The sequence below is a fragment of the Xanthomonas sp. NCPPB 3761 genome (genome assembly GCF_041475705.2).
GTDB classification, from domain to species: Bacteria; Pseudomonadota; Gammaproteobacteria; order Xanthomonadales; family Xanthomonadaceae; genus Xanthomonas; species Xanthomonas phaseoli.
On record NZ_CM191262.1, the window covers coordinates 3,357,975 to 3,382,464 of the forward strand.

20 protein-coding genes and 2 pseudogenes are annotated in these 24,490 nt (G+C 64.8%); 13 read left to right on the forward strand and 9 right to left on the reverse strand.

Going from position 1 to position 24,490, the window contains the following annotated elements:
* The first annotated feature begins 26 nt into the window (after positions 1-26).
* The 11 genes from ACCQ00_RS14730 (at position 27) to ACCQ00_RS14780 (ending at position 10,110) form a co-directional block, all read left to right on the forward strand.
* The gene (locus ACCQ00_RS14730; RefSeq protein ID WP_039583616.1) at positions 27-1,466 is read left to right on the forward strand and encodes an RNA polymerase factor sigma-54; all 1,440 of its coding nucleotides are present in this window, start codon (positions 27-29) and stop codon (positions 1,464-1,466) included.
* Between the two features lie 87 nt (positions 1,467-1,553).
* Positions 1,554-1,871, forward strand: coding sequence for a ribosome hibernation-promoting factor, HPF/YfiA family (gene hpf, locus ACCQ00_RS14735; protein ID WP_005913379.1), 318 nt, complete (start codon positions 1,554-1,556; stop codon positions 1,869-1,871).
* 21 nt (positions 1,872-1,892) lie between these two features.
* A complete protein-coding gene (locus ACCQ00_RS14740) occupies positions 1,893-2,351 on the forward strand; it encodes a PTS sugar transporter subunit IIA (protein ID WP_017157714.1) in 459 nt (152 codons plus the stop codon).
* A complete protein-coding gene (gene hprK / locus ACCQ00_RS14745) occupies positions 2,348-3,298 on the forward strand; it encodes an HPr(Ser) kinase/phosphatase (RefSeq protein ID WP_003487845.1) in 951 nt (316 codons plus the stop codon). Before ACCQ00_RS14740 ends, hprK begins: the two co-directional genes overlap by 4 nt.
* Entirely contained in the window at positions 3,295-4,167 is an 873-nt protein-coding gene (gene rapZ / locus ACCQ00_RS14750) for an RNase adapter RapZ (protein ID WP_017157715.1), read from the forward strand. Before hprK ends, rapZ begins: the two co-directional genes overlap by 4 nt.
* A 567-nt stretch (positions 4,168-4,734) precedes the next feature.
* Positions 4,735-5,127, forward strand: coding sequence for a PTS sugar transporter subunit IIA (locus tag ACCQ00_RS14755; RefSeq protein WP_017154797.1), 393 nt, complete (start codon positions 4,735-4,737; stop codon positions 5,125-5,127).
* Positions 5,120-5,389: an HPr family phosphocarrier protein gene (locus ACCQ00_RS14760; RefSeq protein WP_005913389.1), complete on the forward strand. Its 270-nt coding sequence runs from the start codon at positions 5,120-5,122 to the stop codon at positions 5,387-5,389. Before ACCQ00_RS14755 ends, ACCQ00_RS14760 begins: the two co-directional genes overlap by 8 nt.
* A 58-nt stretch (positions 5,390-5,447) precedes the next feature.
* Positions 5,448-7,178 carry a phosphoenolpyruvate--protein phosphotransferase gene (gene ptsP, locus ACCQ00_RS14765; protein WP_039584286.1) on the forward strand — a complete coding sequence of 577 codons (1,731 nt, stop codon included), beginning with the start codon at positions 5,448-5,450 and terminating at the stop codon, positions 7,176-7,178.
* Positions 7,142-7,495 carry a hypothetical protein gene (locus tag ACCQ00_RS14770; protein ID WP_046736080.1) on the forward strand — a complete coding sequence of 118 codons (354 nt, stop codon included), beginning with the start codon at positions 7,142-7,144 and terminating at the stop codon, positions 7,493-7,495. Before ptsP ends, ACCQ00_RS14770 begins: the two co-directional genes overlap by 37 nt.
* 314 nt (positions 7,496-7,809) lie before the next feature.
* Positions 7,810-9,171 carry a magnesium transporter gene (gene mgtE / locus ACCQ00_RS14775; protein ID WP_039584287.1) on the forward strand — a complete coding sequence of 454 codons (1,362 nt, stop codon included), beginning with the start codon at positions 7,810-7,812 and terminating at the stop codon, positions 9,169-9,171.
* Between the two features lie 201 nt (positions 9,172-9,372).
* Positions 9,373-10,110, forward strand: coding sequence for a carboxylesterase family protein (locus ACCQ00_RS14780; RefSeq protein ID WP_007964325.1), 738 nt, complete (start codon positions 9,373-9,375; stop codon positions 10,108-10,110).
* 34 nt (positions 10,111-10,144) lie between these two features.
* Here ACCQ00_RS14780 and cydB read toward each other — a convergent pair whose 3' ends face one another.
* The 6 genes and pseudogenes from cydB to ACCQ00_RS14810 all read right to left on the reverse strand — a co-directional run.
* Positions 10,145-11,161 (reverse strand): cytochrome d ubiquinol oxidase subunit II, encoded by a 1,017-nt coding sequence (gene cydB, locus ACCQ00_RS14785; RefSeq protein ID WP_039572808.1) that lies wholly within the window; start codon positions 11,159-11,161, stop codon positions 10,145-10,147.
* A 102-nt stretch (positions 11,162-11,263) separates the two neighbouring features.
* A protein-coding gene (locus ACCQ00_RS14790) for an IS3 family transposase (RefSeq protein ID WP_503290372.1) occupies positions 11,264-12,351 on the reverse strand; the annotation gives its coding sequence in 2 pieces (ribosomal slippage) (positions 11,264-12,099 and positions 12,099-12,351; 1,089 coding nt in all).
* Positions 12,348-13,757 carry a cytochrome ubiquinol oxidase subunit I gene (locus tag ACCQ00_RS14795; protein ID WP_046831165.1) on the reverse strand — a complete coding sequence of 470 codons (1,410 nt, stop codon included), beginning with the start codon at positions 13,755-13,757 and terminating at the stop codon, positions 12,348-12,350. The genes ACCQ00_RS14790 and ACCQ00_RS14795 overlap by 4 nt, the downstream gene beginning before the upstream one ends.
* A 332-nt stretch (positions 13,758-14,089) precedes the next feature.
* The gene (locus ACCQ00_RS14800) at positions 14,090-15,319 is read right to left on the reverse strand and encodes a dipeptidase (RefSeq protein ID WP_039574021.1); all 1,230 of its coding nucleotides are present in this window, start codon (positions 15,317-15,319) and stop codon (positions 14,090-14,092) included.
* Between the two features lie 573 nt (positions 15,320-15,892).
* Positions 15,893-17,281, reverse strand: coding sequence for an amino acid permease (locus tag ACCQ00_RS14805; protein WP_039574018.1), 1,389 nt, complete (start codon positions 17,279-17,281; stop codon positions 15,893-15,895).
* A gap of 411 nt (positions 17,282-17,692) precedes the next feature.
* A pseudogene (locus tag ACCQ00_RS14810) lies at positions 17,693-18,364 on the reverse strand (pectate lyase family protein); the annotation flags it as partial.
* Positions 18,365-18,430: 66 nt separating this feature from the next.
* Between ACCQ00_RS14810 and ACCQ00_RS14815 the strand changes: the two are divergent.
* Positions 18,431-19,533, forward strand: a protein-coding gene (locus ACCQ00_RS14815; protein WP_099770619.1) for an IS3 family transposase whose coding sequence is annotated in 2 segments (ribosomal slippage) — positions 18,431-18,689 and positions 18,689-19,533 — 1,104 coding nt in all. Because the reading frame shifts where the segments join, the coding sequence is not laid out codon by codon here.
* Between the two features lie 32 nt (positions 19,534-19,565).
* Here ACCQ00_RS14815 and ACCQ00_RS14820 read toward each other — a convergent pair.
* The 3 genes and pseudogenes from ACCQ00_RS14820 to ACCQ00_RS14830 all read right to left on the reverse strand — a co-directional run.
* Positions 19,566-19,961 (reverse strand): annotated as a pseudogene (locus ACCQ00_RS14820) (pectate lyase family protein); the annotation flags it as partial.
* 791 nt (positions 19,962-20,752) lie between these two features.
* Complete coding sequence (locus ACCQ00_RS14825; protein ID WP_017157820.1) at positions 20,753-21,694, reverse strand: proline iminopeptidase-family hydrolase; 942 nt, start codon at positions 21,692-21,694, stop codon at positions 20,753-20,755.
* Positions 21,695-22,076: 382 nt separating this feature from the next.
* Complete coding sequence (locus ACCQ00_RS14830) at positions 22,077-22,841, reverse strand: LuxR family transcriptional regulator (protein ID WP_039572206.1); 765 nt, start codon at positions 22,839-22,841, stop codon at positions 22,077-22,079.
* 192 nt (positions 22,842-23,033) lie between these two features.
* Between ACCQ00_RS14830 and ACCQ00_RS14835 the strand changes: the two genes are divergently transcribed.
* Positions 23,034-24,416: an APC family permease gene (locus tag ACCQ00_RS14835; protein WP_039572207.1), complete on the forward strand. Its 1,383-nt coding sequence runs from the start codon at positions 23,034-23,036 to the stop codon at positions 24,414-24,416.
* Positions 24,417-24,490: the final 74 nt, after the last annotated feature.

Here is a 24,490-nt window from a genome sequence, read left to right on the forward strand (position 1 = left end):
CAACGCTTTTTCCAGTCAGTGCCCGCATGAAAGCCCGGCTCCAGACATCGCTAGGACAGCAGTTGGTCATGACGCCGCAACTGCGTCAGGCGATCAAGCTATTGCAGATGTCCACCACCGAGCTGGAAGTGGAAATCGCCGAGGCCGTTGAAACCAATCCGCTGCTGGAGTGGGCCGACGAAGCCGCGCATGCGGCCAGCGACATCGCGGTGGACGCCTCGCCGTCCGCGTCCGCCGAAGCACCTCAGCGCGAAGAAGTCGCGCCTGCCGAGCGCGACGAGGATTGGGCGCAGGACGAACTGCAGTGGACCGGCTCGGGCAGCGGCGGCAGCTTCGACGACGACGAGTCCGGCGATGCCGCAGAGCGCGTGGCCGAATCCGAAACACTGGCCGACCACCTCTTGTGGCAGCTGCATCTGTCGCCGCTGTCGCCGCGCGACCGCCAGATCGGCGCGATGCTGATCGACGCGCTCGACGAAGACGGCTACCTGCGCGAACCGCTGTCGGCCATTCTCGAAACCCTGGCGCTGGGCGCAGCGGTCGACGAGGCCGATGTGCTCACCGTCCTGCATCAGATCCAACGCTTCGACCCGGTGGGCGTGGGCGCGCGCTCCCTGGGCGAATGCCTGGCGTTGCAGCTGGGGGTGCTCGATGCGGACACGCCTGGCCGGGAGCTGGCGCTGCAGATCGTTGCCGGCCCGCTGGAACGGCTGCCGCGCAGCGGCGTGACCGGGCTGGCGCACGAGCTCAAGCGCTCCACTGCCGATGTGGAACAGGCGGTGCAGCTGGTGCGCTCGCTGGACCCGCGCCCAGGCAAACAGGTCGGCGACCTGTCACAGGACACCTATGTCGTGCCCGACTGCGTGATCTGGCGCCAGCGCGGGGTCTGGCGGACCGCGCTGGCCGGCCGCGCGCAGCCCAAGGTCACCATCCACCGCGGCTACGAGAACCTGATCCGCAGTTGCGGCGAGTCCGACGCCGGCTACCTGCGCGGCCAGTTGCAGGAGGCACGCTGGTTGCTCAAGAGCCTGGAGGCGCGCGGCGAGACCCTGCTGCGGGTGGTGCGCTGCCTGCTGGAACACCAGGCCGGGTTCCTGGAGTTCGGCGCGCAGGCCTTGCGCCCGTTGACGCTGCGCGAAATCGCAGGCGAGCTCGGGCTGCACGAATCCACCATTTCCCGCGCGATCGCCCGCAAATACGTGCGCACCCCGCGCGGGACCATCGCGCTGCGCGCGTTCTTCGCCTCCGGCATCGACACCGACAGCGGCGGCGAGGCCTCCAGCACCGCCATCCAGGCCATGATCCGGCGCCTGATCGATGCGGAAAACCCGCGCAAACCGCTCTCCGACGCCAAACTGGCCGACCTGCTGAAAACATCCGGCGTACCAGTGGCGCGGCGCACCGTTGCGAAGTATCGTGAGGCCATGAACATTTCCGCCTCCCACGAACGCGTGCGCATCGCCTGACGTTGCAACCACCGCAACGCCGGCCTGTGCCGGGTTTGTCGGATCACCGGAACGGTTCATTGGCCCACCGACCAATGGAGGTATCCGATGCGTATCGAGACGTATGGCCACCAGCTTGAAGTGACCCCCGCTCTGCGGGAGTACGTGGCAAGCAAGCTGCAGCGACTGCAGCGCCATTTCGACCAGCACTGCGAAGTCCGAACGCAGCTGGCCGTCCGCAAGCCGGACCACCACGTGGTCGCCACCGTCAACCTGCCCGGTCGCACCCTGCACGCAGATGCCAGCGGCTCCACCATGTATGCGGCCATCGACCTGCTGGTCGACAAGCTCGACCGCCTGGTCCTGAAGCACAAAGAGAAGAAATGTAACCACCACGCCCGCGAGGTGCGCGACAATCCTGCGTGACGCTTCCCGCTTGATGCCCTCATGCCCTTAACCGATCTGATGGCGGCCGTGCGCACCCTGGTGTCGCCGGCCGCCGATCGCGACACCGTCCTGCATGCCGCCGCCGACCTGCTCTCCTGTCGTCAGGCCGGCGCCGACGAGCTCTACGCCAACCTGTGCGAGCGCGAGGCCCTGGGCAGTACCGCCATTGGCCATGGTATCGCCATTCCGCATGGACGCTGCCCCAACCTCACCGAGCCACGCGGGGCCTTGCTGCGGCTGGCCACGCCGGTCTCCTTCGGCGGCGACGAGCCGGTGGACCTGGTCTTTGCCATGGCCGTACCGGCGCACTACACCCACCAGCACCTGATGCTGCTGTCCGAGCTGGCCGAACGATTCTCCGATGCCGACTTCCGTCGCAACCTGCGCGCTGCACCCAATGCCGATGCCCTGATGGCGCTGCTCGCCGACGTGCCGCCCACGCAGGCGAGCGCGGCATGAATACCAGCATCACCGCACGCGAACTGTTCGACCAGCAGCGCGACAAGCTGGCCCTGCGCTGGGTTGCCGGTCCCAAGGGCGAGCATCGCGAGATCCAGGCCGGCAGCAACAACGCGCGGCGCCCGTCGCTGGCCGGCTACCTCAATGTGATCTATCCCAACAAGGTGCAGATCCTGGGCACCGAGGAACTGGCCTGGCTGGACTCGCTGGATGCGCGCCAGCGCTGGGAAACCATCGAAAAGATCATCCAGGTGCAACCGCTGGCGCTGGCGATCAGCAAGAACCAGTCATGCCCGGAAGATCTGCGTGCGGCGGCCGACGAATCCAATACGCCGCTGTGGATCTCGTCCAAGCGCGGCCACGAACTGCTCAACCACCTTTCCTACCATCTGGCGCGCACGCTGGCGCCACGGGTCACGCTGCATGGCGTGTTCATGGAGATCTACTCGATCGGCGTGCTGATCACCGGCGAAGCCGGCTCGGGCAAGAGCGAGCTGGCCCTGGAACTGCTCAGCCGCGGCCACCGGCTGGTGGCCGACGATGCGCCCGAGTTCACCCAGATCGCTCCCGACGTGCTCGACGGTACCTGCCCCGAATTGCTCCAGGATTTGCTGGAAGTGCGCGGCCTCGGCGTGTTGAACGTGCGCGACATGTTCGGCGACACCGCGGTAAAAAAGAACAAGTACCTGCGCCTGATCGTGCACCTGACCCGGCCGATGACCGAGCCCACGCCGTCCGGCTACGAGCGTCTGACCGGCGACTCCGGCAGCCGCCATGTGCTGGACCTGGATGTGCCGCTGATCACCCTGCCGGTGATGCCCGGCCGCAACCTGGCCGTGCTGACCGAAGCGGCGACCCGGCTGCATATCCTGCGCACCAAGGGCATCGACCCGGCCGCGATGTTCATCGCCCGCCATAGCAACCTGCTGGAGCGACGCACGCCATGAGTATCGCGCCCTCCACGCTGATGATCGTGAGCGGGCTGTCCGGCTCGGGCAAATCGGTCGCGCTGAAGACCTTCGAAGACCTGGATTACTACTGCTCGGACAACCTGCCGGTGGAACTGCTGCCGGACTTCGTCAAAAGCCGCCTGCGTGGCAACCCGATCGGCGACCAGCGCCTGGCGGTGGGCATCGATGTGCGCAGCCGCAGCGACCTGACCCAGTTGGCGCAGTGGCGCCAGGCCGCGCAGGAATACGGCATCGAGGCGCGGCTGCTGTTTTTCGAGGCCAGCGACGAGGCGTTGATCAAGCGGTATGCCGATACCCGTCGCCGCCACCCGCTCAGCCATCTTGGCCTGGCATTGCCGGAAGCGATCACCCGCGAGCGCCAGTTGACCGAACCCTTGCGCACGCAGGCCGATGCCGTCATCGACACCAGCACCCTCAACGTGCATCAATTGCGCCGCCGCGTGGTCACCGAGTTCGCGCTTGGTTCCCATGATCGGCTGTCGCTGCTGTTCGAATCGTTTGCCTACAAGCGCGGCGTGCCGGCCGAAGCCGACTTCGTGTTCGATGCGCGTGTGCTGCCCAATCCGCACTGGGATCCGGAGCTGCGTCCGCTGACCGGCCGCGATGCCGGCGTGCGCGACTATCTGGACAACGAGGCCGACGTGCAGCGTTACAGCGCGCAGATCGTGGACCTGCTCGACACCTGGCTGCCGCGGCTGCGCAACGACACCCGCAGCTACGTGACCATCGCCTTCGGTTGCACAGGCGGCAAGCACCGCTCGGTGTATATGGCCGAACGCATGGCCCGACATGCGCGCGAACAAGGCTGGCCGGAAGTGGCGACATTTCATCGCGAGCAGGACTGAAGGGCTGGGATTGGGGATTGGGGATTGGGGATTGGGGATTGGGGATTGGGGATTGGGGATTGGGGAATCGGGAATCGTTGCAGCGGCATCCTGCGAGGTGAGCGTGCTGTACCTACGTTGAGGACGAGACGCTCGCTGGCCTTATTCTTAGGTTGAAGTGCTTGCGCGCTGGCTGGCGTGTGGCGGACGCTGCGCAGGCCGACGACGCTGTAGCTGGTGCAACTGGCTCGCCGACGTCCCCGAAAGCCGCTTGGCGTTCTCGGTCGACGCGCCATGCAACGCTCCACGGCCAACACGCTGTCGCCGTCACCACCAATGCGTCGTGGTATTCCGTCACGCATGGCTATATGCCCCTGCTCGCCGCAGGGAAACAGCAGCGCTCGCTTACGATGCGGGCGCACTGCCGACGCCGCATAAGCCATGGATCGGCGCCACGCACGCAGCGCACGATGGCGACACATGCTGCCGCCGCGTCGCTGCCGCGGTCCTAAACGGCTATTCAGTTCGCAACGCATCTGTGCAGGCAGACGCTATCGCGCAGTCATGCTGACCTGTTAACGTTTCGACATGGCCTGTGGCATTCTCCTCATTACTCATCCCGGCATCGGCGCGGCGTTGTTGAACGTGGCGACGGGGCTGTTGCGGCAATTGCCGTTGAAGACCGAAGCATTCGAGGTGCCCTTCGATGCAGACCTGGACGCGTTGCTGCCCCAGGCATCGTCGGCGATGCGCCGGGTCGACAGCGGCGACGGCGTGCTGGTCATGACCGACCTGTACGGCGCCAGCCCCAGCAATCTGGCCAACCGTCTGGCCAAGCTGGGCACACCGGTTCGCCGGGTGTCCGCACTGAGCCTGCCGATGCTGCTGCGCGTGATGAACTACCCCGAACAAGGATTGCAGGAGCTGCCCGCCACTGCGGCGGCCGGTACCCGCAACGGAGCGATCATCGACGATGCTTGAACGCGAACTCATAGTTTCCAACCGACTCGGACTGCATGCGCGGGCCACCGCCAAGCTGGTGCAGACGTTGTCGTCGTATCGCAGCAACGCCACCCTGGCGGCCAAGGGACGCGAGGTGAATGCCAAAAGCATCATGGGCGTGATGTTGCTGGCCGCAGGCCAAGGCACCAGCGTGGTGGTGCGGCTGGATGGCGAAGACGAAGCCGAGGCCTTGCAGGCGCTGGTGGACCTGTTCGAGCGCCGTTTCGACGAGGACAGCTGAGCATGCGCGGCGTCGGTGCCGTTGCGACCGACACGGCGCCGCTGCGCCAGGGACGCGCATGAGCCTGCGCCTGCGCGGACATGGCGCTGCACGCGGCAACGCGCTTGGCCGCGCACGCGTACGCCAGAGCCATACCCTGGAAGTGGCCGAACAACGCGTGCCCGCCAATCAGGTGGAAACGCAGCTGCAGCGCCTGCATGCAGCCATCGCCTCGGCACGGGTCGAGATGCAGCAGCTGCGCGATCGCCTGCACGGCGCACTGGCGCGCGAGGTTGGCGAATTTCTCGAGCTGCATGCATTGCTGCTCGATGACCCCGAGCTGCTGAAAGGCCTGGATGAGCTGATCCGCACCCACCGCTACAGCGCCGACTATGCCTTGCGTGTGCAGCGCGACCGTCTGGCGGCAGTGTTCGACGGGATGGAGGATGCATATCTCAAGAGCCGCATGGACGATCTGGATCACGTGATCGGTCGCATCCATGCGTTCTTGCACAAGCGCGCCCCCGACCTCAAGGGTGTGGCGGGCGAGATCCTGGTGTGCGACAACGTGGCACCTTCCGAGCTGGCGCAGTTGCAGGCACAAGGCGTGGTCGGCATCGTCACCACCGCCGGCAGCACGCTGTCGCACAGCGCGATCCTGGCGCGCAGCCTGCACCTACCGTTGGTGGTGGGCGTCGGCGACGCGCTGCAGCGCATCGAAGATGGCGATGTGTTGATTGTCGATGCCGGCTCGGGCCAGGTGATCGTCGACCCCAAGCCCGAACATCTGCGCGACTACCGCGAGCGCCTGCGTGCGCTGGCCAAGGAACAACGCGAGCTGGGCCGGCTGCGCTCCAAGCCTACCCGTACGCGCGACAACGTCGACATCACCCTGCTGGCCAACGCCGAATCGCTGGAAGACGTAGCCAACGCGCATGCGCTCGGCGCCAGCGGCCTGGGCTTGTACCGCACCGAATTCCTGTTCCTGCAGCGCAACGAACTGCCGGACGAAGACGAACAGTTCCACACCTACCGCGACACCGTGCTGGGCATGAGCGGCCGCCCGGTCACCATCCGCACCCTGGACCTTGGCGCCGACAAGGCCGACCGCACCGGCCTGACCTTGAGCGATGAGGACAACCCGGCGCTGGGCCTGCGCGGGGTGCGCCTGTCGCTGGCGCGGCCGGCGGTGGCACAGGCGCAATTGCGCGCGATCCTGCGTGCGTCCGGCTATGGGCCGGTGCGCATCCTGGTGCCGATGGTCAGCGGCCGCGAAGAAATCCTGCAGCTGCGCAAGCAGTTGAGGAAGCTCACCGCGCAGCTGCGCGCCGAAGGCCACGAGATCGCCGAGCACATTCCGCTGGGCGCGATGATCGAGGTACCGGCGGCGGCATTGGCGCTGGACTGCTTCATCGACGATATCGATTTCCTGTCCATCGGCACCAACGACCTGGTGCAGTACCTGCTGGCGGTGGATCGCAACAACGAGGCGTTGGGCGAGCTGTATTCCCCCCTGCATCCCGCCGTCCTCCGACTGATCGCCCATGTCATCGCCACCGGACGCACCTGTGGCAAGCCGGTCGCGGTGTGCGGCGAAATCGCCGGCGATCCGCGCTTCGTACCGATGCTGCTGGCATTGGGGCTCACCGAGTTCAGCCTGCATCCGGCCACACTGCTGGAAGTGCGCCGCGCGGTGCGCGACGCCCACCTGGGCGAGTTGCGCGTGCACGGCGAAAAATTGCTGCGCGCCCGCGATCGCAAGGGCATCGAGAAATGGCTGGCCGGCCATGCGCAGACCGTGTTGCGTTAACGCCACAGGCGACGGTTAGGTCTCACAGAGACCTCATGACAACTCAAAAATCACCATGGGACCAGTGGGCCGAGCTCAACGAGATCGAGTACAAGCTCAAGCTCAAAAGCGACAGTGGGGTGCCACCCGAGGATGGCTGTACCGATGATCAGCGCATCATGGCAACCGTCAACCAAGTCCATTTTCGCTCATGCCGCATCGAGCGGCGACAAGACATCCTCTTTACCCCATTGCGACGGCAACAGACTGCCCAAAGGGTTGACCGCGTGATGCTGATTACGGCTGTGATGCTGTTGCGATACGTGCTGCTGAGGTAAGCCCTAACAGTCCATTCAAGCCGGAACCGCTGTGCGTGTCGGCGTACTTCAGGCAACTTCGCCCCCGCGCACGCAGCGATACGAAGGGTTGGCCACGCGTAGCAGCTTGCGCACGCCTCACGTCGTTGGTCCGATGCGGCGGACTCCCGCGCAATAGACGCACCAATTCAAGTCGCATTCGGCATCACTTCGGCAATCCGCACGCATCCGGCACGCCCCTGTATGTTTCGTCACCATGCGCAAGCGATAATGCCTTGCTGACCCAGCACCGCGTCCTTGACTGATGGCGCGTCCACTCTTCCGGGAAGCCGCGCATGGCCGAAGCCGTCCGCCACGACAAAACCGCGCGCCAGCTACGCCTGCTGTCCGACGCGCTGGATAGCGGACGCCTCGGGCCGGTACGCCGGTTGGTCAATACGCTGGCGCCGGCGGAAATCGGCAACCTGCTCGAATCGCTGCCGCCCGGCAAGCGCGAAGTGGTGTGGGGGCTGGTCGATCCGGAAGACGATGGCGAGGTGCTGCTGCACGTCGGCGACGAAGTGCGCGAAAGCCTGCTGGCCGACATGGACCCGGACGAGATCGTGGCTGCGGTCGAAGACCTGGACATCGACGATCTGGCCAACCTGGTCGAAGACCTGCCCGATACCGTCATCGATGAAGTGCTCAAGTCGATGGACCGCGAAAACCGCGAGCGGCTCGAGCAGGTGCTGTCGTATCCGGAAGACACCGCCGGGCGTCTGATGAACCCGGACGTGGTCACCGTGCGCGCCGACGTCAACGTGGATGTGGTGCTGCGCTATCTGCGCCTGCGCGGCGAGCTGCCCGACCACACCGATCACCTGTACGTGGTGAGCCGGCGCCACCAATACCTGGGCCGTGTGTCGCTGGCGGCGCTGGTCACCCACGAAGACAGTACGCCGGTCAACCGGCTGATCGACGACGAGCAACCGGCCATCGATGTCGGCGACGGTTCGGACGAAGTGGCGCGGCGCTTCTCCGACCACGACTGGATCTCCGCGCCGGTGGTGGACGACAACAACATCCTGCTCGGCCGCATCACCATCGACGACGTGGTCGACATCATCCGCGAGCAGGCCGAGCACCAGGCCATGAGCGCGGCCGGTCTGGACGAAGACGAAGACATGTTCAGCCCGGCACGGCGCGCATTCCGGCGCCGCCTGATCTGGCTGAGCATCAATCTGTGCACCGCGTTTCTGGCGTCCAGCGTGGTCAGCAGGTTCGAAGGCACCATCGAAAAACTGGTGGCGCTTGCGGCGCTGATGCCGATCGTTGCCGGCATGGGCGGCAATGCCGGCACCCAGGTGCTGGCACTAATGGTGCGCGGTCTGGCACTGGGCCAGATCGGCTCGTCCAACGTGATGACCTTGCTCAAGAAAGAGCTCACTGTCGCGCTGATCAACGGGCTGTGCCTGGGCATCGGGCTTGGCTTGATCGTGCTGGCCTGGTTCCGGCAACCGATGCTGTCGCTGGTGATCGGCACCGCGTTGACGGTGAACATGCTCACTGCCGCCTTCGGCGGAGTGCTGGTGCCGGTGACGCTGAAACGGTTGGGCTTCGATCCGGCATTGGCCGGTGGCGTAATCCTGACCACCTTGACCGACGTGATGGGCTTTTTGAGCTTCCTGGGCCTGGCCACGTTGATACTGCTGCCCTGACCTGCGGTACCTGGCCTAGCGCGTGTGATGCACGCGATGACGACAAGCAGATGAATATTCGACAGGAATCGCCGCGCCTCGACACGCCAGCGCACCGGCATGCGGTAATACTGCACCCATGTGATCGGTCGGGAGAGCTGCGTGATTCGTCGTTGTCTTGTTGTCATTGCCTTTGCGCTATTGCTGGCCGGCTGTTCCAGCATGGCTGAGCGCCACCATGACGAACGCCGCGGCCACTTCGTCACCCGCACGTTGAAACTGGACGGGCGCCTGTACCGCTATCAAGTGTTCGTGCCGGCGTCCAAGGTGCCGCAGCCGTGGCCCATCGTGCTGTTCCTGCATGGCTCGGGCGAGCGCGGCGATAACGGGCGCGACCAGGCCGAAGTCGGCGTGGGCCCGTACTTGAGCGAACACACTGCCGACTTCCCCGCACTTGTCGTGCTGCCGCAAGTGCCCGAGGACGAGGAGTGGATGGGCATCAATGCGCGCATGGCGATCGCGGCGCTGGATGCGGCCAGCGCCGAGTTCGGTGCCGACCCGCAGCGCACCTACCTCACCGGTATTTCGATGGGCGGCTATGGCGCCTGGGAAATCGGGCTGATGCAGCCGCGCCGGTTTGCGGCGATCGTGCCGATCTGCGGCGCGCTCAAGGCACCGCGCGATGAGCGCCGCACCTTGTACGTGAGCCTGGTGGCGAAGGAAGCGGACCCGTACACCGCGGCAGTGACACAACTCAAGCACGTGCCGATCTGGATGTTCCATGGCGCCAAGGACGACTCGGTACCGCCGCACGACGACCGCGCGTTGTACCGCGCTGCGAAAGGCGTGGGCGCCAATGTGCGTTACAGCGAATACCCGGAAGGCAACCACAACGCCTGGGACGCGACCTATGCGGACCCGGCGATGTGGGAATGGATGTTCAGGCAGCGCCTGCGCTGACGGGCGATGCAGCGCCATGACGCCGCATCTGCCATCAGTGGTGATACCCATTGTCCGCAGTGACCTTGCCGCGAAACACGCGGTACGACCACACCGTGTAGCCCAGGATCAGCGGCAGCAAGGCGACCAGACCGACCATCGCGAACAGCTGCGAAGACGGCGGTGCGGCAGCCTGCCAGAGGGTGTAGACCGGCGGCACCAGATACGGCCACATGCCCAGCACCAGGCCCACGAAGCCCAGCACGAACAGGCCCATCGCCAGCAGGAATGGCAGCGCATCCGAGCGCGCGGCCTCGCTCGCACGCCACAGCGCAACCCCCACGATGGCCACCAGCAGCGGCACCGGCATCAGCCACAGGTAGTGCGTGCCACTGAACCAGCGCTCCATCACATGCGACTGCAGCGAAGGCAGCCAGGCACTGACCAGGCCGATGAAGATCAACACACTGATGGTCAACGGTCGGCTCAACTGCCGCGCCAACTGCTGCACATGGCCTTCTGTCTTGAGAATCAGCCAGGTACTGCCGAGCAGCGCATAGCCGAACACCAAGGCGGCGCCCGTCAGCATCGCGAACGGGCTGAACGAGGCCCAGATGCCGCCGACATAGCGGTCGTTCTCGATCTGCAGACCCTGCACCAGGGCGCCCAGGATCACGCCCTGCGCGAAGGTGGCCAGGATCGAACCGGCGGCAAACGCATTACTCCACAAGCGCCGCGATCGATGCGCCTTGAAACGGAATTCGAACGCCACGCCGCGGAACACCAAGGCCATCACCATCAACAGCACCGGCAGATACAGCGCCGACAGGATCACCGCATACGCCTTGGGAAATGCGGCCAGCAGCCCTGCCCCGCCGAGCACCAGCCAGGTTTCGTTACCGTCCCAGATCGGCGCGGCGGTATTCATCATCAGATCCAGCTGCGCTTCGTCCTTGCGGAACGGCGCCAGGATGCCGATGCCAAGCACGAAGCCGTCCAGCACGACGTACATCAGCACCCCGAAGCCGATCACCGCAAACCACGCCACCGGCAATATGCTCGTCATCTCCATCATGCAGCTCCGTCGATCGATTCGTCGGCCGCCGACAGCGGGCGTGCGGGCGTGTGCTCGCCATGGTAATCCCCCCACTTCTAGCGGTCGCCAGAAGTGGAGCTAAGCGGCCATCGCCAACTTCATGGCAGGCGTGATGCCGCCGAGCGCCATATTCGGACGCTCGTGGTTGTACGTCCATAGCCAGCGGGTGGCTTTGTCCTGCACCTGGTCGATGGTGTCGAACAGGGTTTGGGCGAGCCAAGCGTAGCGGATGGTGCGGTTGTAGCGTTCAACGTAGGCGTTCTGCTGTGGCTTGCCCGGCTGGATGTGCTCGACCCGGATGCCATGCCGCTGCGCCCAGGACAGCAACGCGCCACTGATGTATTCAGGGCCGTTGTCGCAGCGGATCACGGCGGGCTTGCCGCGCCACTCGATGATCTGCTCCAGCGATCGGATCACCCGGGCTGACGGCAGCGACAGGTCGACCTCGATCCCCAGCCCCTCGCGATTGAAGTCGTCGAGCACATTGAACAGCCGGAAGCTGCGGCCGTCGGCCAACTGGTCGTGCATGAAGTCCATCGACCAGACCTGGTTGATAGCCTCCGGCACCACCAGAGGCTCGGGCCGCTCACGCACCAGCCGCTTCCTCGGCTTGATCCGCAGGTTCAACTCCAGCTCGCGGTAGATCCGGTAGACCCGCTTGTGATTCCAGCCAAAGCCCTTCACGTTGCGCAGGTACAGGTAGCACAGGCCAAAGCCCCAGTCGCGATGGGCGGTCGTCAGGCGGATCAGCCAGTCGGCGATCCGGGCGTTCTCCTCGCTGGCCTTGGCCTGGTAGCGGAAGCAGGTCTGGCTCACCGCGAAGGTCTGGCAGGCGTGGCGGATGTTCGTGCGCCCGCTCGTGACCGCCGATTGGGCCATCTCGCGTCGCTGAGATGGCCTCACCATTTTTTTGCGAGCGCTTCCTTCAGCAGGTCGGTACTGAGCTGCGCCTCGGCGTACATCTTCTTGAGCCGGCGGTTCTCCTCCTCCAGCTCCTTCATGCGCGCGACCATGGACACGTCCATGCCGCCGAACTTGCTGCGCCACTTGTAGAACGTGGCCGAGCTGATGCCGTGCTCGCGGCACAGCTCCGGCACGGGCGCACCGGCCTGGGCCTGCTTGAGCACGGCGATGATCTGGCTGTCGGTAAAGCGGGACTTCTTCATGGAACCTCCTCGGGAAAGGGGACGAGAAAATTCCACTTCTGGCGTCTGCTAATGGGCGGGGGGATTACCCCATGATCCAGCTGCGGCGCATCATGCGGTGTCGGTCCGATCTTGCCGATCTTGACCAGATACCAGATGCCCCAGCCGAACACGAACGCATAGCCGGCGACATACACCGCCAGCGAGATGGCGGTCATCAGCGCAGACTGCGGGCCCACCGCGTCGGCGGTGCGCAACAAGCCGTAGACCACATAGGGCTGACGGCCGATTTCGGTGACGACCCAGCCCGAAACCAGCGCGATGAAGCCGCTCGGCAACATCCAGCGCCACACCGCCAGCAACCAGCGCCACTGCACCAGCTTGCCGCGCCACAACGCGAACGCAGACACCCAGGCCACGAGCAGCATCATTGAGCCGATCCCCACCATGATGCGGAAGGCGAAGAACACCGGCGTCACCGGTGGGCGCTCGCTTGCAGGCACCGACGTCAGCGGCGCAATGCTGCCATCCGGGCGATGGGTCAGGATCAGGCTGCCCAGGCGCGGAATCGCCACCTCATAGTCGTTACGCTCGGCCTGCGCGTTGGGCAACGCAAACACCACCAGCGGGAACCCCTCGCCCGGCTTTTCGGCATGCCAGTGCGCTTCCATCGCCGCGATCTTCATCGGCTGATGCTTGAGCGTGTTCAAGCCGTGCATGTCGCCGACGACGATCTGCAGCGGTACGGCGATTGCGGCAAACACCACGGCCAGCCTGAGCATGCGCAGCCCTGCCTGGCGGTGCACGCCACGATGCAGATACCACGCGCCCACGGCACCCACCACGAAGCAGGTGGTGATGAACGAGCCCAGCGCCATGTGCGCAAGCCGATACGGGAACGAGGGGTTGAAGATGATCTGCAACCAGTCCACCGGATGCACCACGCCGCCGCTGACCTCATAACCGGCCGGGGTCTGCAACCAGCTGTTGGACGACAGGATCCAGAACGTGGAAAACAGCGTGCCCAGCGCCACCATGCAGGTGGCCAGGAAATGCAGGCGCTCGGAAATGCGACCCCAGCCGAACATTATCACGCCCAGGAAACTGGCTTCCAGAAAGAACGCGGTGAGTACTTCATAGCTCAGCAGTGGCCCGATCACGCCACCGGCCACGCGGCTCAATTCCGGCCAGTTGGCCCCGAACTGGAAGGCCATCACGATGCCGCTGACCACGCCCATGCCGAAGGACACCGCAAAGATCTTCTGCCAGAAAAAATACAGCTCGCGCCAGACCGGCAGGCGGGTGCGCAGCCAGCGCCATTCCAGAAACGCCAGCAGGCTGGAAAGCCCGATGGTGAATGCCGGAAACAAGACGTGGAACGCGATGACGAATCCGAACTGGATCCGCGATAACAGCAGTGCGTCCATGGAGAACCCTCCAGGAAAAAGTGATCGTCGGCGTGCAGGTCGCAGGGCGATCGCCGGGATGCACTGCATTGGGCGATCGCGCGCACGCTGCTGCGCTACGCGATCATGATAGGGACGGTCGGGCCCGTTCCCGATGCGACACGGCGTCGCATCTGCGACAAATTGACGCCCTTGTACTGCAGAGCGCCGCATCACACGCCATGCAGTGCAGTGCACCGAGGCGGCCCAATCGCGCGAACGCTGTCACTGCGATACGCCGGGCGCCGGTCATTGCACGTCGACAGGCGGCGCAACCGGCCATGCCGGTGCCGTCCAACCAGGTCGCCGGAACGCTATGGCCGTACCCGCTCCCAGATGCGCAGGAAGTTGCCGCTATACACATCCACGATGCGTTGGGTGGGCCAGCCGGCATCCAGCATCGCCTGCGTGAGCTTGGGCAGATCCGCCCCGCTGCGCATCCCGGTCGGCAGGCTGGAAATGCCGCCATCGAAATCGCTGCCGAAACTCAGGTGTTTCCATGGATCTTCGACGATCCCCATGGCGGCAATCTGCCGGGCAAACGCTTCGTAATACGCAACGACAAAGGCAAGATCGGCATCCATGTCCGGCGTGCCATCGGCCAGATAGGCGTGTTGCAAGAAGTACGGCGCCAGGATGACGCTGATGCAGCCACCGGTCTGCACGATGGCACGGATCGCCGCATCGTCGAGCGCCCGGTCCAGGTGACGCGAGGGCCGCGTTTCCACACCACGCGTGACGCTGCGCGATGCGCCATGCGAGACGAAGGCCGGCACGTTGCGACGGATGCAGATGCCGCAGGCGTCAAGGATCCCCGGGCTCGAGGTATGCGAAAGATCCACCAGAAGCCCGGCATCGATGCAGCGCTCCACCACCTGCCGGCCAAACGCCGTCAGCCCCGCACCCTTCTTCTCGCGCCACGGATTCAGCGATGCATAGCCGGCCTGGGAGATGTCGGTATGGCTGAAATGGTTGAGCGTCAGATAGGCGGCGCCGGCCTTGGCCGCACTGTCCAGACGCGCCAGCCGCAGCGCCTGGCTGCGGACACCGCGTGGTCCAAGCATGTGCGCACCCTCCAACGACAGGATGGCGCAGCACAGACCCGCTGCGCGAATCGCGCGTAGCTCGGCGGCGCTGCGTGCCAGCCGCATCCGCCCATCGCTCGCCGCCACCATCTTCTGGACATAGCGCCGATGCGCCACCCAGTGCTTCCAGGGGTCGAGAAAAGGCACACCGATGAGGTTTTCCCACAGTGCGTGGGCGCTGAAACAGGCACCGCCATAGCCGCCGGCGAGAAAGTCTGGACCGCTCACGTGGTACATCAGCGGTTGGTTGCGACCTCTCGGCGAGGTCTTGGACATCAACCAGAGGATCGCAGAACGCCGATGCGCTTTCCAATCGCCCTTCCAGAAATCGAAGCCGCCCAGCCGCGACAGATACAGCGAATCCAGATGCGTATCGACCGGACACGCCAATGCATGCACTGCGTCCAGCGTGAGCGGCGGAGCCAAGTCAGCCAGGTTGTCGGAGGAAACTGCATGCATGGGCGAACCCCGGCAATGACGTCTGAAGAAGTCACCCATAAGAGCGCGTTACTGCATTGAATATCCTGCCGCTATTGTTCGAGCGCCCTGATGGGTCGAGCATGTGCGTTCAGATGAGAGTAACCGAACTGGACCATTAAATCCGCAAGGCGAGTGCCCGGCCCGAGAGGAAAACGCAGGACTGCTGACGCATTTCTCGTTTCGCTTGGCACTGCAATCGGTGCGGCGGTTTTTTGTTTGACCCGTCGTCATCCAGCCAGGGCAGAAGAGTCCTGGAAACCTCTGGCGACGATGCCGCATGCCGCGACGAGAAGCCTGCCGATATCGGTTAAGTCCTGCGTGTGCAACCGCAGCGGTTCCTGGACAGGCGGATTAGCGCGCGTGCGCGATTGCGGACGCACTACCCCGATGCCGTGATCCGTGGCCAGGCCGGCACCGGGACACATGAACTTCGCTCGCAACGACGGGCGCAATTCCTGGTTGCACTTGCGTCATGCGCGCTGGCCGCTGGTGACAGCTGACAAGCCCGCCACCGCATGCAACGCACCAGCGCACTGGCACGCTCACCATCCCTCACATGCGTGCACGCAGGCGCCGCGCAACTTCGCTGACCGCTGCGATGACTGCGGTCAGCGCGACCATCGAGAGGAATTGCGCGCGCGTATCGGCCGAAGAGGCCAACAACACGAAGATCACGGCCAGGATGACCAGCGCCAACACCGTCAGAAACGGATAGCCGCGCATGCGGAACGGCAACGCAAGGCCGGCACGGTCCGCGCGGGCGCGCAAGATCAGTTGCGACACCAGCGAGATCGTCCACACCAGCAGGCAGGTGGCGCCGACGATGTTGAGCAGCATGGGCAACACCTTGTTCGGATACAGCAACTCCAGCGCTGCGGCGGCGAAGCCGAACAACACGCTGGCGATCACCGCCACCAGCGGCACCTGCTCGCCGCTGGTCCTGGCCAGCAGCCGCGGCGCTTCGCCACGCTGGGCCAGCGAGAAGATCATCCGCGAGGCGCCGTACAGATTGGCGTTGAGCGCCGACAGCAGCGCCACCACCGCCACCAGGGTGATCGCCGTGGCGGCACCGGGAATGCGCGCCACGTCCAGCACGGCCGCGAACGGCGAGCTGAGCGCGGCGCTGGTCCACGGCACCACCGCCACGATCACGCTGATCGACCCGATATAGAACACCAGAATGCGCCAGGCAACGGTGCGGATGGTGCGTGCCAGGCTACGTCCCGGGTCGGCGGTTTCCGCTGCGGCCACCGCCACGATTTCGGTGCCGCCGAAGGCAAACACCACCACCAGCAAGGCCGAGCCGATACCAGCCAGACCCTTCGGCGCAAAGCCGCCGTTCTGCGTGAAGTTGGATAGCCCGGGCGACGCCACGCCGGGCAACCAGCCCGCCAGCAAGGCCACGCCGATCAGCAGGAACACCACGATCGCCAGCACTTTCAGAATGGCGAACCAGAATTCGAACTCGCCAAAGTTGCGCACGCCAAGCAGATTGATCGCAGTGAACGTGGCCATGAACAGCAACGCCAGCAACGGCACCGGCAACGCCGGCCAGACCGTGGCCAGCAGCCCGGCGGCGCCTACCGCTTCGGCTGCAATCACCACCACCACCTGAAACCACCACAGCCAACCCACGGTGGCGCCGGCCGTCGGGCCCATCGCATCGGCCGCGTACACCGAGAATGCCCCGCTGGCCGGCTTGGCGGCGGCCATTTCGCCCAGCGCGTTCATCACGATGATCACCAACGCCCCGGCAATCAGATACGAGATCAGCACCGCCGGCCCGGCCGCGTGGATGCCCACGCCGGAACCCAGAAACAGCCCGGCGCCGATCGCCGTGCCCAGGCCCATCATCATCAATTGCCGCGGCTTCAGCGCATGGCGCAATGCAGGCGCGGCGGGCGCAGCGGTCTCAGCAACGGAATCGGTCGGAAGCGGCATGGATAGGCTTGCATGGATGGAATCGCGACACGATACCGCGTCGCAGCGCCTGCCGCGCCTCTTGACGCCAGCCCGGGGAAGGAGTGGCGACCTTGCGCGATCGCGCCTTGCGCTCGGGTTTGCAGTAGACAACGCGCGGCAACCTGCCGGGGCCCGCTGCCCCCTGACGGCCGGTGCAGCGCGCGCATGTGCGCCGTCGTCTTCGAGAACCGGGCAAAGCACATCCCCGAACGAGCCGGGGACGTGCCGTGATGCCGCCAGGAGCAACCGGCAATCGTGCGCGCACCTCCAGACGGAAGGCCGCGACCGGTCATGGGCCTGTCCCGCAAAAACGCTGCGCTTCCCATGCGCCGCCCCCGCCCACCTGACCGGTGCTCGCTACGGCTGGTGCGCGACTCCGAGCGCTACCGGTCACTCCGCCAGGTTCTTGCCCGCACCCGCGGTGGCGATCACCTTGGCCTTGACCTGTGCTGCCGGGGTCACGGTGTAGATGTAGCCCAGCGACTCCGGGAACACCTTGGAGCTCACCCAGTTGGTGGCATTGGCGTAGGGCTTGCTGCCGTCCGGCGTGCTCCAGGTGATGCCGCTGCCAACGTAGTTGTTGATCAGGTCCCAGTAGCCGATCTCGCTGCTGTCGCGCGAGGTCACCGGGTTCTTGATGTTCTCGAAGTAGTTGGACTGGATCTTGGCCACCCCACCCATGCGCACGTTGATGCCCGAGGTGAACACATTGTTGAAATAGTTGTTGTAGATGTGGCTCAAGCCGCGGCGCTGCAATGGCAAGCGCGATTCCACGTTCTCGAAGCGGTTGTGGTGATACGTGGTGCGCGCAGCCGCGTTCTTGGTGTCGCTGTCGCTGTAGCCGTTGAGCGCGACCTTTTGATAGTTGTAGACATAGTTGTAGGACACGGTGACGTGGTGCACGCCCTTCTTCATGTCGATGCCGCCGTCGAAGGAGGCATCGCCTGCACCGGAGCACTTGGTGAGCGAGGCGAAGATGGTGTTGTGATCGATCCAGATCTTGGACGGCTCGCCGCTGGAGTTGCCTTCCAGCGAGATCGAATCGGCATCTTCGCCGCCTCGACGTCCCCCCGATTTTGAGTAGCACCGCAGTTTGGAGTCCAATTCCCTACCCCGAGGAGATTGGACGTGAAGAAGCGCTTTTCCGAAGAACAGATCATTGGCTTCCTGCGCGAAGCCGAAGCGGGCGTGGCGATCAAGGACCTGTGCCGGCGCCATGGCTTCAGCGAGGCCTCTTACTACCTGTGGCGCAGCAAGTTCGGCGGGATGAGCGTGCCCGATGCCAAGCGGCTCAAAGACCTTGAAACGGAGAACGCGCGGCTGAAGAAGTTGCTGGCCGAGCAGCTGTTTGAGAACGATCTGATCAAGGATGCGCTGCGAAAAAAGTGGTGAGCGCGCCGGCGCGTCGTGCGCTGGTGCGCGAGTGGATGGGGTGCGGTGCCAGCGAGCGCCGCGCCTTGGCAGCGATCGGCATGAGCGCCAGCGCGCTGCGCTACTGCCCACGCGAAGATCGCAACGTTGAGCTGCGCGAGCGCATCGGTGCGTTGGCGCATCGCCATCGCCGTTATGGCGTGGGCATGATCTATCTCAAACTGCGACAGGAAGGCCGCATCGTGAACTACAAGCGTGTGGAGCGGTTGTACCGCGAGCAGCAGCTGCAAGTCCGCCGCCGCAAGCGCAAGAAAGTCCCGGTAGGCGAGCGTCAGCCGCTGCTGCGGCCATCGCAGGCCAACCAGGTATGGTCGATGGACTTCGTGTTCGACCGCACTGCCGACGGTCGGGTGATCAAGTGTCTGGTGATCGTGGACGACGCCACGCACGAAGCGGTCGCCATCGAGGTGGAGCGCGCAATAGCGGGCCATGGCGTGACGCGTGTGCTGAATCGGCTCGCCATCCGCCGCGGCTTGCCGCAGGTGATCCGCACGGACAACGGCAAGGAGTTTTGCGGCAAGGCGATGGTGGCCTGGGCGCATGCGCGTGGCGTGCAGTTGCGACTCATCCAACCCGGCAAGCCGAATCAGAACGCCTACGTTGAATCGTTTAACGGCCGCCTGCGCGACGAATGCCTCAACGAACACTGGTTCCCGACACTGCTGCATGCACGCACCGAGATCGAGCGCTGGCGCCGCGAATACAACGAGGAGCGACCCAAGAAAGCAATTGGCGGCATGACGCCCTCCGCGTATGCCCAACAGTTGGCCAACGCCGCTATCATCAACCCCGGACTCTAAACCTGGCCGCTACTCAGGGCGGGGGGACGTCGGCCTTGCAGCAAGCCGATGGTCATGTTCTGGATGATCACGTTGTGCGCATTGCCTACCACACGCACGCCGAAGTTCGCCGACGAACCATTGGCACCCTTGATGGTGATATCGCTTTTGTTCTTGATCTGCACGGTCTTGGCCGGCAGCTTCCATTGCGCGCACACGTCCTTGATGGTGCCGAAGTCGAACTGGCCGGTGTAGTTGAGCACCAGCCCGCCGCTACCGGAATAGTTGTCGATGGCGGCCTGCACCGCTTCGAACGTCGCCACGTTGACTGGCGACTTGTTGCCGCCGCCGGTAGTCGCCGCACCGTAGCCAACCGGCCCGGCAATCGCGCCGGCGGCGCAAGCGGACAGTGCAAGCGCGAGTGCGCCCTGGAGCGTCTTGATGATCATGTAGCCTCTCCCAATGAAGTCGACAAGCACTGCCGAGCCGTCTGCGCAGTGGCGACGACAACAGCAAGGCGATGCGTGGGGGGGCTGCATTCTTCACGCGATTTAAAGCATAAAACAATTATTCATCTTCGAAACTTAGACACACCGCGGCGTTCTCTTTCCGGGACATGCAAAAGAGACAGCGAAGGACAGCCGGGACAGGACACGCCAATGCCAGGCGGTCGCCATGTGTGGATCGATGCATGCGTGCGTGCGCCTGTAGACGCCGGCGATGCGTAGGCGATGCAGGCGTTGGAATGTGCAGCGCGATTGCACCTGCAAACCGTCACGATCTACATGCCGGCGCAGCGACAGGCATCGGCGCACTCGGTGCACGCCTGGCGATCGCAGCTGGCCGATTGCGCTGCAGTCATGCATTGCAGCGCTGCGTCCACATCAGCATGAACAGGCGCATACAAGCTGTCGCGCGCTAGCGCCGGCGCGGCGCACCAGAGCGAATACGTGCCTGGCTACCGATCGCCTGCGTTGCCTTCCACCCCGCGGCCTGTGCGCTGCGGCGCTCGCACATCAACGCGCGCCGGCGGCCGGAAACGGGCTTGCGTCGATGCTCGAACCTCCATCGACACAGCTGCCCGGACTGCGTGCAGCGATGGAAGCACACCCACGCTGCAGGGACTGCATCGCAGGCACGGATGGATGGTGCCTGCCCACAGCGACATCATCGCGGCAGGCAGCGAAACGTAGCGCCGTTGATCGGCCCGCTGGCGATCGCCCCAGCACACCCTGCACGCTCAAACAGCGCGATTGGCCAGTGTTGACGAGCGCAGCATTTGCCCACCGGGCCACGGTGTCTGATCGTCCAGAAAATTGCCGACCAGGCGCATGCACGCCGCACGTTCTTCCACGTGCGGCATGTGGCTGGAGTTGGCGAACACGTGCCAGCGCGCATCCGGGATCAAGCGCGCATAGGGCTCCACCGTTTCCGGCGTGGCTTCGTCATACTTGCCAGAGAGCACCAACGTGGGCGCGGTGATGCGGTGTAGGCGCTCGATGATGCTCCAGTTGCGCAAGCTGCCCACCACGTGGAATTCGGTCGGGCCGTTCATGGCGTGATACACGGTTGGGTCGGCGTCGATGGCGGCAAACGTTCGCGCCACCTCGGCAGGCCACGGCAGCACGCGACACACGTGCTGCGCGTAGAACACCTGGCTGGCAGCGCGGTAGGCCGGATGGTCCAGCGTACCGGCGGCTTCGTGCTCGTCCAGTGCGGCCTGGATATCGTCAGGCAGGCGCGCGCGCAGGCGCAGCGCAGCCGCGCGCCACAATCCCATCGAGGCGGGCGAATTGGCGATGACCAGCGCTCGCAGGCCGGACGGACGGCGCACCGCATGTTCGGCGGCCAGCATTCCGCCCCAGGACTGGCCCAGCAATGCGTACTGCGACAGCCCCAGATGCGCGATCAGCGCTTGCAGCTCGTCCAGAAACAGCCCCACTGTCCAGAAGCCTGGCTCGGCATTGCGCAGATGGGTGGAGTTGCCGTTGCCCAGCTGGTCGTAGTGGATCACCGCGCGGCCGTTGGCCGCCAGGTCCTTGAAGCTGTCCACGTAGTCGTGCGTGCATCCGGGGCCGCCGTGCAGCACCAGCAGCGGGCAGGCATCTGCGCACAGGTCGCCGGTGATGCGGTACCAGGTGCGGTAGCCGCGGAATTCGACGTAACCCTCGGTGCACTGCATGACCTGCGCCTGCCTACGGCAATGATGAACCCCGAGCCTAGCGAGCACGCCGAGCGGGGTTAACTGGCAAATTTCACAGGTTTGGGCGCGCCCGGATGCGCGGTTGGCGCTGGCCGATAGCCGGTTGGAGCGAACGCGTTGCGTCGCCGAAAGCAACGTCTATCACGTGACTCAGCAGCGCTTTTGGATCGAAATGCCGGCTTCCAATCAGCGCATCTATTGCCGCTGCGAACGCCACTGGACTCCATTTGGCCCACGAACGGATCGGCGTTCAGAACACAGGTGGCCGCGCCAGGGAAACGGCAGTGCATGTGCGCTCTGCCGCTCCGAAACCGCCGAAGCTGCGCGCGCCGCAGCCGACACAGGCACGCTCGAAGAATACTTATGGCTCCAGCAACCGATAGTGCATACCACGCACCACTGCTTCCACGCGATTGCGGGCGCCCAGCTTGCGGGCGGCCGAATTCAGATGCAGGTTCACCGTGGCGGTTGAACGGTTGAGTGCCGCGGCAATCCGCTTGGACGTCAGGCCCTTTGCCGAATACTGCAGGCATTCGCGCTCACGACGGGTCAGCGCGATGTGGTGGCAGCGGCGTTCCTGCGGGTCCAGCAATTCCTGCGCGCGCGCCTGGAAGGCATGCGCCAGCAACAGGAAGGGCAGCAACTGCGCTTCGGCCAAGCGCGGCGCCTGGGCGGCGGCGGCATCGATCGCGCCGCTGAAGGTGGCAAATGCGCCACCAGGCAAATGCAGCGGCACGGTGACACCGGTGCACATGCCGCTATCGCAGAGATAGCGGGTCACTTGCCGGTGCTGGCCCCCCACATATTCCACGCCCGCGCCGTGGCCGTCGGTGCGGTACGACCATACGAACGGCGTGGTACGTCGCGTTGCACGCTGCTGAACGGGGTCATGTTGGTAGTACCCGTACTCGCACCACACATGCTGCATATCGCCCGGCGCATTGCGCTGCATGAACACCGTTGGCGTGATCAGCGCCCCCTCCAGACTCAGGGGCACCGGCGCGTAGTCGTACACCAGCGATTGGAAACCGAGCGCGCAGACATCGCGAAATACCCGGTCCAGACAGCTATCGAGCGTCTGCAACGCCTGCAGATCGCGGCCCAGGCTGGTCAGAATGTCGAACATGATGATCCTTCGGTACCGGTGGTTGCCAGCAGATGACATCCAGCATGGAAAACCTAGCACTTTTGCCAATGGATGGGCTTGCCGGCCACATTATCGTCACAATGCCGGTCACATGGCGGCAGCACGAAACGGGCGTTCAGCTCGTCCAGGCGCTCGTGTTGCGTGCCGGCATTCCTTTCAACGGACACCTGCATGACCGACACGCCCCGCCGCGACGATGCGGCCACGCTGGAACGCTTCGGCTACGCACAGGAGCTCAAGCGGCAGCTCACGCTCAAGGATCTGCTGATCTACGGGCTGGTGTGCATGGTGCCCACGGCGCCGTTCTCGATCTTCGGCGGCGTCTTCGACATTAGTGCCGGGATGGTGCCGCTGACCTACCTGGTCGGCTTCGTGGCGATGCTGTTCACCGCACTGAGCTACCAGCAGATGTCACAGGCATTTCCGGTGGCCGGTTCGGTGTATGCCTATGTCGGACGCGGGCTGAGCAACGGCATGGGATTTCTGGCCGGCTGGGCGATTCTGCTCGACTACCTGCTGGTGCCAACCCTGCTGTATGTGGTCGGCGCCAATGCGATGCAGACCGTACTGCCGGCAATACCGCAGCCGGGGTGGATTGGGTTCTTCGTGGTGCTCAACACGGTGGTGAACCTGCGTGGCATCGAAACCACCGCACGCGCCAATCGGCTTTTTCTGCTCGCGCAGTTGCTGGTACTGGCGGTGTTCGTGGTGCTGGCGACACTGGCGATCCAGCGCGGCGTCAATGGGGCGCACTGGAGCTGGCGCCCACTGTATAACCCACAGGCGTTTTCGCCGCAGCTGATCTTCAGCGCGTTGTCGGTGGCGGTGGTGTCGTTCCTCGGCTTCGATGCCATCTCCACCATGTCCGAGGAAGCGCGCGGCGGTAATCGCGTGGTGGGGCGCGCGACCTTGCTGGCCTTGCTGATCGTGGCCGGGCTGTTCGTCCTGCAAACCTGGCTGGCGGCATTGCTGCAGCCCAACCTGCAGCGCTACCCAAGCGCGCAGGCATCCAACGATGCGTTCTTCGAGATCGGCCGATTGATCGCCGGGCCATGGCTGCAGATCGTCATTGCGCTCACTGTGGCGATCAGCGCGGCAATCGCCAATTCATTGGTCGCACAGGCGGCCACGTCGCGGCTGTTGTTCGCCATGGCGCGCGACCGGCAGTTGCCGGGCTTCCTGCGCTACATCCACCCGCGCACCGGCGTACCGCAGCGTGCGATCCTGCTGGTGGCGGGCCTGAGCCTGGTACTGGGCGAAGTCTTCGTCGGGCAGATCGCGCTGCTGTCGTCGTTGTGCAACGTCGGCGCACTGACCGCCTTCGTGTTGTTGCATATCGCAGTGCTGTGGCACTTCCGCACCCACGGCCGGCGTGTGCTGCATGGCGTGGTGCCCTTGATCGGAATCGTCATCCTGGCCTACGTGCTGATCAATGCGGACCTGCATGCACAACTGGGTGGCGCTGCATGGATGGCGGTGGGGCTGACGGTCCTGGCGTTTCTGAAACTCAGCGGACGCTCCACCGAATTGCGCGCCAGCGACGCGCTGGAATAGCCGCGACAGCCGCGCTGTCTGTTGCGCCGCCGTATTCCGTGCGGCCAGCCACGCGCCGCGAGTCGTCGCATCTG

What these genes read in the sequence shown, in the direction of transcription:
- ACCQ00_RS14730 (WP_039583616.1), top strand. Translation starts at nt 27, where the DNA reads ATGAAAGCCCGGCTCCAGACATCGCTAGGACAGCAGTTGGTCATGACG.
- hpf (WP_005913379.1), top strand. Translation starts at nt 1,554, where the DNA reads ATGCGTATCGAGACGTATGGCCACCAGCTTGAAGTGACCCCCGCTCTG.
- ACCQ00_RS14740 (WP_017157714.1), top strand. Translation starts at nt 1,893, where the DNA reads ATGCCCTTAACCGATCTGATGGCGGCCGTGCGCACCCTGGTGTCGCCG.
- hprK (WP_003487845.1), top strand. Translation starts at nt 2,348, where the DNA reads ATGAATACCAGCATCACCGCACGCGAACTGTTCGACCAGCAGCGCGAC.
- rapZ (WP_017157715.1), top strand. Translation starts at nt 3,295, where the DNA reads ATGAGTATCGCGCCCTCCACGCTGATGATCGTGAGCGGGCTGTCCGGC.
- ACCQ00_RS14755 (WP_017154797.1), top strand. Translation starts at nt 4,735, where the DNA reads ATGGCCTGTGGCATTCTCCTCATTACTCATCCCGGCATCGGCGCGGCG.
- ACCQ00_RS14760 (WP_005913389.1), top strand. Translation starts at nt 5,120, where the DNA reads ATGCTTGAACGCGAACTCATAGTTTCCAACCGACTCGGACTGCATGCG.
- ptsP (WP_039584286.1), top strand. Translation starts at nt 5,448, where the DNA reads ATGAGCCTGCGCCTGCGCGGACATGGCGCTGCACGCGGCAACGCGCTT.
- ACCQ00_RS14770 (WP_046736080.1), top strand. Translation starts at nt 7,142, where the DNA reads ATGGCTGGCCGGCCATGCGCAGACCGTGTTGCGTTAACGCCACAGGCG.
- mgtE (WP_039584287.1), top strand. Translation starts at nt 7,810, where the DNA reads ATGGCCGAAGCCGTCCGCCACGACAAAACCGCGCGCCAGCTACGCCTG.
- ACCQ00_RS14780 (WP_007964325.1), top strand. Translation starts at nt 9,373, where the DNA reads ATGGCTGAGCGCCACCATGACGAACGCCGCGGCCACTTCGTCACCCGC.
- cydB (WP_039572808.1), bottom strand. Translation starts at nt 11,161, where the DNA reads ATGGAGATGACGAGCATATTGCCGGTGGCGTGGTTTGCGGTGATCGGC.
- ACCQ00_RS14795 (WP_046831165.1), bottom strand. Translation starts at nt 13,757, where the DNA reads ATGGACGCACTGCTGTTATCGCGGATCCAGTTCGGATTCGTCATCGCG.
- ACCQ00_RS14800 (WP_039574021.1), bottom strand. Translation starts at nt 15,319, where the DNA reads ATGCATGCAGTTTCCTCCGACAACCTGGCTGACTTGGCTCCGCCGCTC.
- ACCQ00_RS14805 (WP_039574018.1), bottom strand. Translation starts at nt 17,281, where the DNA reads ATGCCGCTTCCGACCGATTCCGTTGCTGAGACCGCTGCGCCCGCCGCG.
- ACCQ00_RS14825 (WP_017157820.1), bottom strand. Translation starts at nt 21,694, where the DNA reads ATGCAGTGCACCGAGGGTTACGTCGAATTCCGCGGCTACCGCACCTGG.
- ACCQ00_RS14830 (WP_039572206.1), bottom strand. Translation starts at nt 22,841, where the DNA reads ATGTTCGACATTCTGACCAGCCTGGGCCGCGATCTGCAGGCGTTGCAG.
- ACCQ00_RS14835 (WP_039572207.1), top strand. Translation starts at nt 23,034, where the DNA reads ATGACCGACACGCCCCGCCGCGACGATGCGGCCACGCTGGAACGCTTC.